General features: G+C 68.2%; 8 protein-coding genes. 3 read left to right on the top strand and 5 right to left on the bottom strand.

Features of this window, described 5'->3' with window-relative positions; genetic code table 11:
- The first annotated feature begins 7 nt into the window (after positions 1 to 7).
- The 3 genes from AC07Y4_RS16465 (at position 8) to AC07Y4_RS16455 (ending at position 3092) form a co-directional block, all read left to right on the top strand.
- Positions 8 to 1231 (top strand): LysM peptidoglycan-binding domain-containing protein, encoded by a 1224-nt coding sequence (locus AC07Y4_RS16465; protein ID WP_487847613.1) that lies wholly within the window; start codon positions 8 to 10, stop codon positions 1229 to 1231.
- A gap of 33 nt (positions 1232 to 1264) precedes the next feature.
- The gene (gene dprA / locus AC07Y4_RS16460; RefSeq protein ID WP_487847614.1) at positions 1265 to 2407 is read left to right on the top strand and encodes a DNA-processing protein DprA; all 1143 of its coding nucleotides are present in this window, start codon (positions 1265 to 1267) and stop codon (positions 2405 to 2407) included.
- A gap of 148 nt (positions 2408 to 2555) precedes the next feature.
- Positions 2556 to 3092 carry a Smg family protein gene (locus tag AC07Y4_RS16455; protein ID WP_139700756.1) on the top strand — a complete coding sequence of 179 codons (537 nt, stop codon included), beginning with the start codon at positions 2556 to 2558 and terminating at the stop codon, positions 3090 to 3092.
- Positions 3093 to 3147: 55 nt separating this feature from the next.
- On the opposite strand, the gene AC07Y4_RS16450 is transcribed toward AC07Y4_RS16455, so the two are convergent.
- The 5 genes from AC07Y4_RS16450 to AC07Y4_RS16430 form a co-directional block, all read right to left on the bottom strand.
- Positions 3148 to 5544: a DUF1631 family protein gene (locus tag AC07Y4_RS16450; protein ID WP_487847615.1), complete on the bottom strand. Its 2397-nt coding sequence runs from the start codon at positions 5542 to 5544 to the stop codon at positions 3148 to 3150.
- 112 nt (positions 5545 to 5656) lie between these two features.
- Positions 5657 to 6619, bottom strand: a complete 963-nt coding sequence (gene secF, locus AC07Y4_RS16445) for a protein translocase subunit SecF (RefSeq protein ID WP_062478240.1) — start codon at positions 6617 to 6619, stop codon at positions 5657 to 5659.
- A gap of 18 nt (positions 6620 to 6637) precedes the next feature.
- Positions 6638 to 8521: a protein translocase subunit SecD gene (gene secD, locus AC07Y4_RS16440; protein WP_062478237.1), complete on the bottom strand. Its 1884-nt coding sequence runs from the start codon at positions 8519 to 8521 to the stop codon at positions 6638 to 6640.
- Between the two features lie 89 nt (positions 8522 to 8610).
- Positions 8611 to 8946 (bottom strand): preprotein translocase subunit YajC, encoded by a 336-nt coding sequence (gene yajC, locus AC07Y4_RS16435; RefSeq protein ID WP_062478234.1) that lies wholly within the window; start codon positions 8944 to 8946, stop codon positions 8611 to 8613.
- 258 nt (positions 8947 to 9204) lie between these two features.
- Complete coding sequence (locus tag AC07Y4_RS16430) at positions 9205 to 12816, bottom strand: indolepyruvate ferredoxin oxidoreductase family protein (protein WP_487847616.1); 3612 nt, start codon at positions 12814 to 12816, stop codon at positions 9205 to 9207.
- Positions 12817 to 12844: the final 28 nt, after the last annotated feature.

Below are 12844 nucleotides of genomic sequence, written 5' to 3'. Positions count from 1 at the left end.
TCCAGACATGACACAGCCCAGCTCCACCGAACACCAGCGCCCGACCTTCTTTGCCTTCTGGACGGCCGCCCTGGCAGTGGCCGGCAGTTGCGGCGCCACGGCGGCCTGGGCGCAGACGACCTACCCCGTCACGCCCCAGCAGCGCGCCACCGCCCAGCAGACCGCCCAGGCCGGCGTGCCACTGAGCGAGCTGTCGCCGAAGGCGCCCGACGAGTACACCGTCAAGCCCGGCGACACGCTCTGGGCCATCTCGCGCCTGTACCTGCTGCGCCCCTGGCGCTGGCCGGAGCTGTGGGGCATGAACATCAACGAGATCCAGGACCCGCACCGCATCTACCCGGGGCAGGTGCTGTACCTGGACAAGAGCGGCGGCCGCGCGCGCCTGACCACCCGCCGCAGCGTGGGCGGCGGCGACGGCGGCACCATCAAGCTGTCGCCGCGCACGCGCTTCGACTCGCTCGCCGGCATGGCCCTGCCCACGCTCAACCCGAGCCTGATCGAGCCCTTCCTCAGCGAACCCATCGTGGTCGACGCCAACACGCTCGACGCCGCGCCGCGCATCGTGGCCGGCAACGACAGCCGCGTGCTGCTGTCGCGCGGCGACCGCGCCTATGCACGCGGCAACGCCGAGTCGCCGCTGGTCGAGAAGCCGGGCCCGGTGCAGCACTACCGCATCTTCCGCAGCGCCACGCCGCTGAAAGACCCCGGCACCGGGGAAATCCTCGGCTACGAGGCGCAGTACCTGGGCAAGGCGCAGCTGCAACGCGGCGAATCGACCACCATCGAGACGACCGGCGACAAGGACGTCATCACGGTCGTGCCGGCCAGCATCGACATCATTGCGTCGCGCGAGGAAATGCGCGCCGGCGACCGCCTGCTGCCCGAGCCGCCGCGCCAGCTGCTGAGCTACGCGCCGCGCGCGCCCTCCACCCAGGTGGACGGCCGCATCGTGTCGGTCTACGGCAACGCCGTGCAGTACGCGGCGCAGAACCAGGTCGTGGCCATCAACAAGGGCACGCGCGACGGCGTCGACAACGGCCACGTGCTGGCCATTTTGAAGAACGGCGAGACCATCCTCGACCGCACCGGTGCGCGCAAGGAAACCATCAAGCTGCCGAACGAGCGCATCGGCCTGTTGATGGTGTTCCGCACGTTCGAGAAAGTCTCGTACGCACTGGTGCTCGAAATCAACGACACTCCCCGCGCCGGCGACTTCCTCGTCAATCCCTGACACGCGCCTGAGGCTTCTTTCTCGCACACTCGTTTGGAACGCGCAGAACTCGCAGGCTGGCTGCGACTTTCACTGACCCCAGGCGTCGGCGACGGCGCCGCACGCCGCCTGCTCGCGGCCTTCGGGCTGCCCGACGCGATCTTCGCGCAGCCGGAGGCGACGCTGTGCGAAGTCGTCAGCACCGCCCAGGCCGCCGCGCTCAAGCAGCCGCCCTCCGGCCTGCAGGCGCAGGTCGACCAGACCTGGCAATGGCTGCACCCCGCGGACGACCCCACCGGCGGCGCCATCACGCGCCGCGTGGTGACGCTCGGCGATGCCGGCTACCCGGGTTCGCTGCTCGAGATGGTCGACCCGCCGCTGATGCTCTACGTGCTCGGCGCCGCCGCCTTCGACCTCACGCAACTCGGCCGCAGCCTCGCCGTGGTCGGCAGCCGCAACCCGACGCCGCAGGGCGCCAGCCATGCGCGCGCCTTTGCGCGGGCGCTGGGCGAAGCGGGGCTGCCTGTGGTCTCGGGCCTGGCGCTCGGCATCGATGGGGCGGCGCATCTGGGCGCGCTCGACGCGGCCGGCGACGCACCGGTGCTCGCCACGGTGGCCGTGGTCGGCACCGGCCTGGACCGCGTCTACCCCGCGCGCCACCGCGACCTGGCGCACCGCATCACGCTGCAGGGGCTGATCGTGAGCGAGCTGCCGCTGGGCACGCCGCCGCTCACGCAGAACTTTCCCAAGCGCAACCGCCTCATCGCGGGCCTGGCGCGCGGCACGCTGGTGGTCGAGGCCGCACTGGCGTCGGGCTCGCTCATCACCGCACGGCTCACCTCGGAGCAGGGCAAGGAAGTGTTCGCGATCCCGGGCTCGATCCACTCGCCGCAATCGCGTGGCTGCCATGCGCTGATCCGGCAGGGTGCGAAGCTGGTCGAGTCGGTGAACGACATCCTCGAAGAGCTGCCGCCGCTGGCGCCAGCCGCTCGCACGGTTGCCAGCGACACGCCTTCGCCGGCCCCGGAACACCCACTGCTCGATGCCCTTGGCTTCGACCCGGTGAGCCTCGATGCGTTGAGCGCACGCACCGGCTGGAGTGCGGCCCAGCTGCAGGCGAAGATGCTCGAGCTTGAACTCGACGGGCATGTCTCGCGTTTGCCCGGCGGCCTGTTTCAAAGAGCAGCCGTCGGCTGACGCCCGGTCCGCGCCCGCTTTTTCGTGAAACACCGCGGAACCGGCTTTGCCGGGCCGCTGGTGTTGCCCCCGGTAGGGGGTTGGCGCAGCGACACGAAGTGCGCGAAGACTGGGGGCGAGCAACGGTTTCCTGGGCTATATTGGGCCCATGTTCGAAGTGCTCGTGTTTGTGTATGAAAACTACTGGCGCGGCGATGCCTGCCCCGAACCCGAACAGCTGGGCCGCAAGCTCAGTGCGCACGGTTTCGAGGCGGACGAAATACGCGACGCCCTGCAGTGGCTCGACGGCCTGAGCCTTGCCACGCAAGGCCTGCAGTTTGAACACCAGGCCAGTGAAGGCGATGACGACAACGCCATCACCACTGCCCGCGTCACGCTGGGCGGCGCGCCCGATGCGGCGCTGCCGCAGTCGAGCCAGTCGATGCGCGTGTACTCGCCGTCGGAACAGGAACACCTCGGCGCCGAGTGCCTCGGCTTCATCCGCTTTCTCGAACTGTCGAACGTGCTGCCCTGCGGCCTGCGCGAGATCGTCGTCGAGCGCGCGATGGCCGCGCCGGGCGACCCGGTGGCATTGGACGAACTCAAGATCATCGTGCTGATGGTGCACTGGAGCACGGGCATCGAGCCCGACGCACTCGTGCTCGACGAGCTTTGCGAGAGCCGCGAAGGCCGTACGGCACACTGAGCTCGCCTCCGAGCTGCGCGCACTTCCCCACAGACGAGAGCAGCCGCGCGGCTGACTAGTTCAGCAGTCGCTCGGGATTCGCGTCAAGCTTCGCCAGCGCCTCTCGCGTGGCGCGCGCGGTGAGCGTTTCTTCCTCGGCCGGCACCAGCAGGCCGGCCTGCAGGTACATCGCCAGCCGTCCGGCCTGGATGAGGAAGCTGCGGCCGTCGGCCGAGGCGAACAGGTGCAGCTGCTTGCGGTCGCTGCGCCAGACGAACTGGACCTGCGTGACGCGGTCGTTGTGGTCCAGCATGAACCAGTTGCCGACCTGCAGCTCGTGGGTCCACGCGAGCATGTCCTCGGCCACCTTGACGCCGGCGGTGTCGGAAATGACCTCGATCGCGGTCGCGTCCACGCCGAGCAGCAGCTCGATGCTCTGCGCGTCCAGCGGCAGGCTGGAGGCGCTGCCGTCGTCGGTCACGAAGTCTTCCAGGTGCGCCAGCCGCTCGGCCATGGCCTCGATCTTGGCCTGGGGAATGGCCTCGGTCTTCGACATGAAGGCGTCGGTGAGCGTGGCGCCGATGGTCTTGATGTGGCCTTCCTGCGGCTCGCCGACGATGCCCAGCAGGTCCATGCCCTGGCGCAGTCGCTGCAGCAGCTGCGGCAGGTCTTGAATCACGCGGGCGCGGTCGGCGCGGTTGGGCTTGGCGCTGGCGGCCCAGACCAGCTCGGAGGCCACCCGCTTGAGCATCACGGTGTGCTCGCCCTGCGCGCCGTAGCGCAGCGCGGCGATGGCCAGCACCTCGGCCCAGACCTTGAACAGGAACTCGCGGATCTCGTCGCGCACCGGCATGTCGTTGAGCATCTTGCGCAACTCGATGGTGTACTGGATCGCCATCGTCTCCTTCTGTTCGACCTGCTGCGCCACGCTCATGACGCGCTGCGTGGCGTCGCTCTGCGTGAGGTAGCGGCTGAGGAAAGCGACGAACTCGTCGAACACCAGCTTGAACACGCGCTGGCCGGTCTCGGGGTACTGCTCGATCACCTGCACCACGCGCTTGATCTCGTTCTCGAGCGCGCTGCCGGTGATGGCAGCGGCGTCGAAGCCCATCACGCAGGAGCCCATGCGGTCGATCAGCATGCGCGCGGGGTGCTGCAAGGTGCCGAAGAACTCGGGCTCGGCGATGGCCACGCGCAGCACGGGCATCTGAAGCCGCGCGAACCACACGCGGGCGGAGAACGGGATGCGCTCTTCCGCGAGGATGGCCTGGAACATCAGCGCCACGATCTCGACCGTGGCCTTGTCGGCCGTGGTGGGCGCGCGCTTCTTGAGCTCGGCGGTGCGCCGGCGCAGGTCGACGGCGGTCTGCTGGATCAGCGTGGCCTGCTCGCCGCCGCCGTCGATGTACTGCGTGGCCGCCATGCGGTAGGCAACCTCGGCATCGGCGATGGCGCCGGCAAAGGTGCGTGAAAACACGCGGGGCGCGGCCACGCCGCCACCGGTGCCGGTCGTGCCCCCGCCCGGTTGCGAGACGCCGGCCTCGCCGCCGATGCGCGCGGCGACAAAGCGCTTGAGGCTCAGCAGCGCGGTCTGCGCGCGCTGCCGCGCGAAGGCGAGCGGCGAGCTGCCCATCATCGAGCTGGAGGCCGGCCCCGACGACGGCACGGACGCCGCATGCGAGGCCTGGAAAGCGAAGCCCGGACGCTGCGGCTGCGATGGCTGCTGGCCGTGCGGCACGGCCGCACCTGCCGGCGAGCCCTGCCCCATCGGCATGCTCGACGACACCGGCATGCCCATGGACGACGGGCCGCCGCCCGAATCGCCCGTGCGGCGCACGAAGCTCTTGAGGTCGATTTCGGGCATCACGCCCTGCGCGATCAGGAAGGCGTTGGCGCTTTCGTAGGCCTTCACGACCACGTCCGCCAGTGCCTGCTGCGCCGTGCCTTGCACGCGGCCCCAGGCCTCGCGGCTCAGGCCGGCGGCCAGCCACTGTTCCACCAGCAGCTTGGCCAGGGTCTCGGGCTTGAGCACGTCCCGGGCGTCGAGCTCGTTCGTGCCTTCGAGGTGCTGGATGCGCAGGCGCAGGTCGCTGAGTTCGAAGCTGGCCTTGTCGTGGATGGTCTGTGCCAGGCGCGAGGCGAGGATGTTGCTCTCGACCACCTCGTCGCCGATGAGTTCCAGCCGCAGTGCCGCGGGGGCCGACGAGGTGCCGCCCACCGGGCCCGTGCCCAGCGCCTTGCGCCAGCCGGTCTGCGCCAGCGACACCCACTGCGAGGCATGGCCCTGGAACGCCACGAGGTCGTCGCGGCTTTCCTGCATGGTGCGCGCGCTGCCGACATCGGAGGCCACCGCGGTCAGCCGGTCGCGGATGGCCTGGGCCAGCGGAGCGATCGCACCTTCCGTGGCCGCCACGAAACGCTCACGCGCCTCGCGTGCGAGCTGCAGGGAAGAAGCGGACCGCGCAGTGCTCATTGATGGATCGGAAAGGCCGGAGAGAACGGTTCATCGGCGACAGCCCCGAGCTTGCATCGGGATGCGCCACCGCACAAGTGCGGGTGACGCGAAGCTGGCGCCGAAGTATCCCTCAGACGACGGCGCCGGCGTTCGGGTCGTCGCCGCCCGAGTCGCCGTCGCGCTTGACCGGCGGGCCCTTGATCAGGTCCTCGCGCTTCACGCCCAGCCACATGGCGATCGCGGCCGCCACGAAGCACGACGAGTAGATGCCGAAGCAGATGCCGATGGTCAGCGCCAGCGCGAAGTAGTGCAGCGTCGGACCGCCGAAGAAGAACATCGACAGCACCACGAGCTGCGTGGAACCGTGGGTGATGATCGTGCGGCTGATGGTCGAGGTGATCGCGTTGTCGATGACTTCGGTGGTCGTCATCTTGCGGTAACGCCGGAAGTTCTCGCGCACGCGGTCGAAGATCACGACCGACTCGTTCACCGAGTAGCCCAGCACCGCCAGCACCGCCGCCAGCACCGCCAGCGAGAACTCCCACTGGAAGAAGGCGAAGAAGCCCAGGATGATCACCACGTCGTGCAGGTTGGCCAGCACGGTGGACAGCGCGAACTTCCACTCGAAGCGGAACGCCAGGTAGATCATGATGCCGATCACCACCATGGCCAGCGCCTTGATGCCGTTGGAGGTCAGCTCGTCGCCGACCTGCGGTCCGACGACCTCGATGCCGCGCTGCGTGGCCGACGGGTCGACCGACTTCAGCGCCTGCATGACCTGCGCGCTCTGCTGGTCGGAGCTCATGCCCTTCTGGGTGGGCAGGCGGATCTGCACGTCGCGCGAGGTGCCGTAGTTCTGCACCTGCACTTCGGGATAGCCGAGCTTGGTGACGGCCTCGCGCACCTTGCCGATGTCGGCCGATTGCTCGTAGGCCACTTCCATCACCGTGCCGCCGGTGAACTCCACCGACAGGTGCAGCCCGCGGTGGAACAGGAAGAACAGCGCCAGCGCAAAGGTTGCGAAGGAAATGATGTTCAGCACCAGGGCATGGCGCATGAACGGGATGGTCTTGTGGATGCGGAAGAATTCCATGGCGATGGTCCTCGGCCGTTACTTGGTGTCGACCACGGCCGTGCCGTCGGTCTTGGGCCGCCAGACGGTGCCGATCGACACAGACTTGAGCTTCTTCTTCTGGCCGTACCAGAAGTTCACGAGGCCGCGCGAGAAGAACACGGCGGAGAACATCGAGGTGACGATGCCGATGCAGTGCACCACCGCGAAGCCGCGCACCGGGCCCGAGCCGAAGGCCAACAGCGCGATGCCCGCGATCAGCGTGGTCACGTTGGAGTCGAGAATCGTGCCCCAGGCGCGGTCGTAGCCCGCGTGGATGGCGGCCTGCGGCGAGGCGCCGTTGCGCAGCTCTTCGCGCACGCGCTCGTTGATCAGCACGTTGGAGTCGATGGCCACGCCGATGGCCAGCGCCATGGCCGCGATGCCGGGCAGCGTGAGCGTGGCCTGCAGCATCGACAGAATGGCGACCAGCAGCATCAGGTTCACGGCCAGCGCGATCGACGAGAACAGGCCGAACAGCGCGTAGTAGGCACACATGAAGACCATGATGGCCAGGAAGCCGTACATCACGCTCTTGAAGCCTTTTTCGATGTTGTCGGCACCGAGCGTCGGGCCGATCGTGCGCTCCTGGATGATCTCCATGGGCGCGGCCAGCGAGCCGGCGCGCAGCAGCAGGGCCAGGTCGCTGGCTTCGGCCACCGTCATCGAGCCCGAGACCTGGAAGCGGTTGCCCAGCTCGCCGTTGATCGACGGGGCCGTGAGCACTTCGCCCTTGCCCTTCTCGAAGATCAGCATGGCCATGCGCTTCTTGTAGTTCTCGCGGCTGACGTCGCGCATGATGCGACCGCCCTTGGCGTCCATGGTCAGGTCGACCTTGGGCTGGTTGCTCTGCTGGTCGAAGCCGGGCTGGGCGTCGGTGAGGTTCTCGCCGGTGACGAGCACCTGCTTCTTCACGATCACCGGGCGGCCACCGCGGTCGAGGAATTTCTCGGAGCCGAAGGGCACGGGCGCGCCGCTCAGTTCGGCCGCGCGGCCTTCGGCGCTTTCGTCGACCATGCGCATTTCGAGCGTGGCGGTGCGGCCCAGGATTTCCTTGGCCTTGGCCGTGTCCTGCACGCCGGGCAGCTGCACGACGATGCGGTCCAGGCCCTGCTGCTGGATCACCGGCTCGGCCACGCCGAGTTCGTTGATCCGGTTGTGCAGGGTCGTGATGTTCTGCTTGAGCGCGGCGTCCTGCAGGCGGCGGGCCGCCTCGGGCTTGATGGTGGCGGTCAGGCGCCAGTTGGTGCCGTCTTGCGTGTCTGTGGTGCTGAGGTCGGGGAACTGGTCCACGATCAGGCGCTTGGCGGTCTCCAGCGAGGCCGCGTCGCGGAAGGTCACCTCGACGGTCTGGCCGTTGCGGCTGACCTGGGTGCCGCGGATGCTCTTGTCGCGGAAGGTGGTGCGCAGGTCGCTCGCGAACGATTCGGCCTTCTTGTCGATGGCGCCCTTCATGTCGACCTGCAGCAGGAAGTCGACGCCGCCGCGCAGGTCCAGGCCCAGGTACATCGGGAACGCATGCAGCGACGTGAGCCACTTGGGCGAACGCGACAGCAGGTTCAGCGCCACCGTGTAGGGCGGGTCGCTGGCGTCGGGCACCAGGGCGCGCTGCACGACGTCGCGCGCCTTGAGCTGGTCGTCGGTGGTGGTGAAGCGGGCGCGCAGCGAGCCGGCGTCCAGCGTCACCAGGTCGGGCGTCAGGCCGGCCGCCTTCAGCGCCTCCTCGACCCGGGTCTGGGTGGCGGCATCGACCTTGACGGTCGTCTTGGCCGCGGACACCTGCACCGCGGGTGCCTCGCCGAAGAAATTGGGCAGGGCGTAGATGAGCCCCACGAGCAGCACGATCACGATGATCGTGTACTTCCAGACCGGGTAACGGTTCATGAGAAGGCGCTTTTCACAAGCGTTTCAGAAATGGAACACGGCGTGACTTGGGGCCCTGCGCCCTGAAGCGCAAGGTTCAGCTCACGCTTTTATTGCTTGACGGCGCCCTTGGGCAGCACCTGGACCACCGCGCTGCGCTGGATCTTGATCTCGACGCCGTTGGCGATTTCCAGGCCGAGGTACTGGTCGTTCAGCGAGGTGATCTTGCCGAGCACACCGCCGGCCGTGGCGACTTCGTCACCCTTGGCCAGGGCTTCGATCATGGCGCGGGCCTCTTTCTGGCGCTTCATTTGCGGGCGGATCATGACGAAATACAGCACCACGAACATCAGCACCAGCGGCAGCATGCTGCCCAGCGAAGACAACATGTCGCCACCACCGGCGGCTGCGGGCGCGGTTTGAGCGAAAGCAGAGGAAATGAACAAGAGAGTCTCCAGCAGAGGGAAGAGAGAAGAAAAAGACTTCAGATGCGCGGGCCGGGCCCGCGGTTCCGCGCCCACGAGGGATGCGGGCCGCAAGTCAGAGGCTCGGCGGGGGAGGCCGCGCGCAGTCGGGCATTGTATTCGGCGCGGATGGCCGTTTCGCGCCCTTATCCGGCGCACCCCCGAGGGCTTTCAGCTATCGTTTAAATAGCAAAGAGCGCCGCAGGGGCGCTCTTTGTCAGGGGAAACGTGCCTGTCGGATCAGGCCACTGCGCGCTGCGCCTGGGGGTTGCGCCACTTGCCCATCAGCTCGGTCCAGCGGGTGCGGGCCGCCGCGAGGTTGCGCTCCTTGACGTGGCCGTAGCCGCGGATCTGCTCGGGCAGGCTCGCGATCTCCAGCGCCAGCGCGTGGTTGTCGGCGCGCAGGCCCTTGAGCACTTCCTCGATGCTGGCGCGGTACTCGCCGATGAGGGCGCGCTCGGTCTTGCGTTCCTCGGTGCGGCCGAAGACGTCGAGCGCCGTGCCGCGCAGGCCCTTGAGCTTCGCCAGGAAGCGGAAGCCCGTGAGCATCCAGGGGCCGAACTTCTGCTTCTGCAGCTGGCCCTTGGTGTTCTTCTTGGCCAGCAGCGGCGGCGCCAGGTGGTAGTTGAGCTTGTAGTCGCCTTCGAACATGCCCTCGACACGATCGAGGAAGCTGCGGTCGGTGTGCAGGCGGGCGACTTCGTACTCGTCCTTGTAGGCCATGAGCTTGAACAGGTAGCGCGCCACCGTTTCGGCCAGGCCCGTGCTCTTGCCGACGGCCGACTCGACCTGCTGCACGCGGCCGACGAAGGCCTTGTATTCCTCGGCGTAGGCGGCGTTCTGGTAGCCGGTCAGGAACTCTGCGCGGCGCGCCACCAGGGCCTCGACCGTCTCGCGCTTCTTGAACTCGATGACCTGGCCCGGGCGCACGCGCTTTTGCAGCTCGTCCGGGCGCACGGCGGCCTGGCGGCCCCACTCGAAGGCGGTCTTGTTGTTCTCGACGGCCACGGCGTTCAGCTCGATGGCGCGCATCAGCGACTCGTGCGCCAGCGGCACCCAGCCCTTTTGCCAGGCGTAGCCCAGGATCATCGGGTTGACGTAGATGGTGTCGCCCATCAGCGCGGTGGCGGCGGCATCGGCGTCGAAGGCGCCCAGGCCGTCGATGCCCACGGCGCGCGCAATTTCAGCGGCGCAGGCGTCTTCGGGGTTCTGCCAGTTGGCGTTGCGCACGAAGGCGGCCGTGGGCGCGCTGTGGCTGTTGAGCGCCACGTGCGTGCGCCCTTCGCGCATGCGCGCCATGGTCTCGGCGTTGATCGTGACCAGCGGGTCGCAGGCCAGGATCAGGTCGGCCGCCGCGGTGCCCACGCGGGTGGTGCGGATGTCGTCCTGCGTGTCGCCGATGAGCACGTGGCTCCAGGTGGCGCCGCCCTTTTGCGCCAGGCCCGCCGCGTCCTGCGTGACGATGCCCTTGGCCTCAATGTGCGCGGCCATGCCCAGCAGCTGGCCGATGGTGATCACGCCGGTGCCACCGACGCCGGCGACCACCACGCCCCAGACCTTGCCGCCCGCGAGCGACGGAATGGCGGGCTCGGCCAGCAGGCCGAACTCGGCCGGCGTGGCCGCCTTGTTCTTGCCCTTTTTCTTGAGCTGGCCGCCTTCGACGGTGACGAAGCTCGGGCAGAAGCCCTTCAGGCAGCTCATGTCCTTGTTGCAGCTGCTCTGGTTGATGGTGCGCTTGCGGCCGAATTCGGTTTCCAGCGGCTCCACCGAGAGGCAGTTGCTCTGCACGCTGCAGTCGCCGCAGCCTTCGCAGACCAGCTCGTTGATGACCACGCGCTTGGCCGGATCGACGGCCGTGCCGCGCTTGCGGCGGCGGCGCTTCTCGGTCGCGCAGGTCTGGTCGTAGATGATGGCCGTGGTGCCGGCCATGGCGCGGAACTCGCGCTGGATGTCGTCGAGCAGGTCGCGGTGCTTCACCTGCACGTGGTCGCCCGGAATGCTCACGCCCTCGTACTTCTCGGGCTCGTCGGTGACGATCACGACCTTCTTGGCACCTTCGGCGTGCAGGCTCTCGGCAATCTGCAGCACCGAGTGGCCCTCGGGGCGCTCGCCGACCTGCTGGCCGCCGGTCATGGCGACCGCGTCGTTGTAGAGGATCTTGTAGGTGATGTTCACGCCCGCCGCGATGCTCTGGCGGATGGCGAGCAGGCCGCTGTGGAAGTACGTGCCGTCGCCCAGGTTGGCGAAGATGTGCTGGTCGGTCGTGAAGGGCTGCTGGCCGACCCATGGCACGCCCTCGCCGCCCATCTGCGTGAAGCCGATGGTGGAGCGGTCCATCCAGGTCGCCATGAAGTGGCAGCCGATGCCGCCCATCGCGCGCGAGCCTTCGGGCACGACGGTGCTGGTGTTGTGCGGGCAGCCCGAGCAGAACCAGGGCTGGCGCGTGGCGTCGGCCACGCTGGTGGAGGCCTGCTGCACCACCATCGCGCGCTCCTTGGCCTCGAGGATGGCCAGTTGCGCGTCGATGCGCGCGGCCATGTCGGCGCCCGCGGCGGCCAGCAGGCCCGTCTTCTTCAGGCGCCCGGCGATGGCCTTGGCGATGAGGGCCGGGTTCAGGTCGGCGTTGGCGCGCAGCAGCGTGTGCGAGGTCGGGTTGGGCATCGACCATTCGCCGCCGGAGTAGCCGTCGTCCGTGGAGCTGGCGCCTTCGTCGAACTTGCCGACCACGTTGGGGCGCACGTCGGAGCGCCAGTTGTAGAGCTCTTCCTTCAGCTGGTACTCGATGACCTGGCGCTTCTCCTCGACCACCAGGATTTCCTGCAGGCCGGTGGCGAATTCGCGCGTGAGCTGCGCCTCCAGCGGCCACACCACGCCCACCTTGTGCAGGCGGATGCCCAGCTGGCGGCAGGCCTCGTCGTCCAGGCCCAGGTCGATGAGCGCCTGGCGGGTGTCGTTGTAGGCCTTGCCGCTGGCCATGATGCCGAAGCGGTCGTTCGGGCCTTCGATGACGTTGTGGTTCAGGCGGTTGGCGCGGATGTAGGCCAGCGCGGCGTACCACTTGTAGTGCATGAGCCGGGCTTCCTGCTCCAGCGCATGGTCGGGCCAGCGGATGTGCAGGCCGCCGGGCGGCATCTCGAAGTCGGTGGGGATGACGATGTCGACGCGCTCGGGGTCGATCATGGCCGTGGCGCTCGACTCGACGATCTCCTGGATCGTCTTCATGCCCGACCACACGCCCGAGAAGCGGCTCAGCGCGAAAGCGTGGATGCCGAGGTCGAGGATTTCCTGCACGTTGGCCGGGAAGAACACCGGCGTGCCGCAGGCCTTGAAGATGTGGTCGCTCTGGTGTGCTGCGGTCGAGCTCTTGGAGATGTGGTCGTCGCCGGCCACCGCGATCACGCCGCCCCAGGCGGTGGTGCCGGCCATGTTGGCGTGCTTGAAGACGTCGGAGCAGCGGTCCACGCCCGGGCCCTTGCCGTACCAGATGCCGAAGACGCCGTCGAACTTGTTGGTGCCCTGCGGCGAGAAGCCCAGTTGCTGCGTGCCCCACAGCGCCGTGGCCGCAAGCTCTTCGTTCACGCCGGGCTGGAAGACGATGTTCTGTTCCTTGAGGAACTTGCTGGCTTTCCACAGCGCCTGGTCGTAGCCGCCGAGCGGGGAGCCGCGGTAGCCGCTGATGAAGCCGGCGGTGTTCTTGCCGACCTGCTTGTCGCGCAGGCGCTGCAGCATCGGCAGCTTGACCAGGGCCTGGACCCCGCTCATGAAGGCGCGCCCGTAGTCGAGGCTGTATTTGTCGTCGAGCGTGACGGTTTCTAGCGCGCGGCGAATGTGCTCGGGCAGCGGGGCGTTCATGTGGTCTGTCTCCGTGTGGCAGGGCTTT

The organism is Variovorax sp. GW460-12-1-14-LB1, assembly GCF_059423605.1.
Note: the sequence above shows the minus strand (reverse complement) of the source record. Positions and strands in the feature narration are given on the sequence as shown.